The organism is Enterococcus sp. GPZ-007, assembly GCF_059374735.1.
The window spans coordinates 1-1611 of the sequence record NZ_JCAFYN010000093.1 but is presented as its reverse complement, the minus strand read 5'-3'; the positions used below and the strand labels follow the sequence as shown (position 1 = coordinate 1611).

The 1611-nt window shown below is 41.0% G+C and carries 1 protein-coding gene; it reads right to left on the bottom strand.

Going from position 1 to position 1611, the window contains the following annotated elements; genetic code table 11:
• Nucleotides 1-110: 110 nt before the first annotated feature.
• On the bottom strand, nucleotides 111-1571 hold the full coding sequence (locus AC4J95_RS20990) for an IS1182 family transposase (protein ID WP_494551537.1): 1461 nt from the start codon (nucleotides 1569-1571) through the stop codon (nucleotides 111-113).
• Between the last annotated feature and the right edge of the window lie 40 nt (nucleotides 1572-1611).

Here is a 1611-nt window from a genome sequence, read left to right as displayed (position 1 = left end):
GGAGCCACTGATAAAGTCCTCTAGAATCTTAGGTTCTTCTGTTTCACAGGCATAAAAAAGCACCATGTTCGATCATTTGATCGAACATGGTGCTTTTTCTACCCTACTTTTTACTCTTTTTCTTCCATTAGCTTCACAATTCGTTTCAAATTTATGACAAAGAGCGTACTGGCCCCTTGGAGCATCATGCCGTCAATATCCTTCGACCAAGAAACATCGTAGCCATGTCTGTTTTTCAGTTCACTGTTTTTTCCTTCGATCATATACCGTTCACGATAGCGCTCTTTGAATTCTTCAGTTTCTTGAAACGCCTGTTGATCGCTATGGGCTTGCGACTTGATGGTCACACTGTATGTTTTACTCTTGGCGCCTTCTTTATAACAGTCTTCTTTTAATGGGCAGCTTTGGCATTTCTTGATATCAAAATAGTAAACGATTCGTTGGTTTTCTCCTTGATTTTTCTTTCCCTGAACGGCTTTTCGAATAGCGAGGTGCCCATTTGGACAGACAAACATTGCGGCATCTTTGTTGTACGTCCATTCCTCTTCTGGCGCACGAGTGCCGTTTGAAATTACCGGATTTAATTTTGAATAGAGCTTTATATTTTCTTCTGCGGTAAAAAGTAAATTTGTTTTCCCTGAATACGCAGTATCCCCAATAATCTCCTTCACTTCAACCCCATTTTGACGTGATTTTTCTACCAATTCTTTCAAATAAGGCCCGTCTCCAACCTCTCCACTGGTCACACTCGCTGCTGTGATGATGCGTTCTTCTGTAAGAGCGACATGTGTTTTATAGCCGAAAAACTCACTGTCTGCTGTTTTATGCCCTACTTTTGCGGAAGTGTCGTGAGAATATACTTCATACTCTTGGCAATCTTCAACGGTTTCTCTTAACTGATTGATCGATTCAGTGACTGCGGGTGTCACTGCCCATTCTGGATGTTCTTCCACTGTTTTCAAAAGGGTTTCGACGTAGCTTTTTTCTGCTAAATACTCATTCGTTTGATTTTTTTCCGGCATGTGCTGCTTTGCTTCTGGCTTAAAAGTATAAATAGCTTTGCGTACTTTTTTCGACTGTGCGCGCAATCGTTCCACGGCGGACTTTTTGTTGTATCTGGAAGCCGTATGGGTGGCATCAACGATGATTCCTTTGCTTTTAATGATCCCTTTTTCGATAGCGAGTTGAACAGTTTTAGCCAACAAGAGGTCCAGTAGACCCGTGTCCTTTAACCGTTGTCGTCTGAATTTTGTTAGTAAACTGGGATCGACCACTTCGTCTTCTGGCGCCAATCCTAGAAAATATTTATACGCCATGTCGGTCTTACTGCGGGCAACTAGATCCACATCAGACGCTGGAAACATCGCTTTTAACATCAAGTATTTAAATAATTTGATTGGATCATAGGCATTGCGGCCATCATTTAAACAATACTTATTTTCTAATTCCTCGTAAATAAAGGAAAAATCGATGAGCTCATTGAAGCGGCGTAAAATATGATCCGATGGAATAAGTAGATCGTAGAGATCGCTATATGGGCTAAGTGTGGTTTGATACGTTTGTTTAAGCATGTGATCGCCTCCTAGATGCCTCTAATTATAAAGAGTTTTA

Bases quoted from the DNA above. Each gene is read 5' to 3' on its own strand.
- AC4J95_RS20990 (WP_494551537.1), bottom strand. From the start codon at position 1,571: ATGCTTAAACAAACGTATCAAACCACACTTAGCCCATATAGCGATCTC.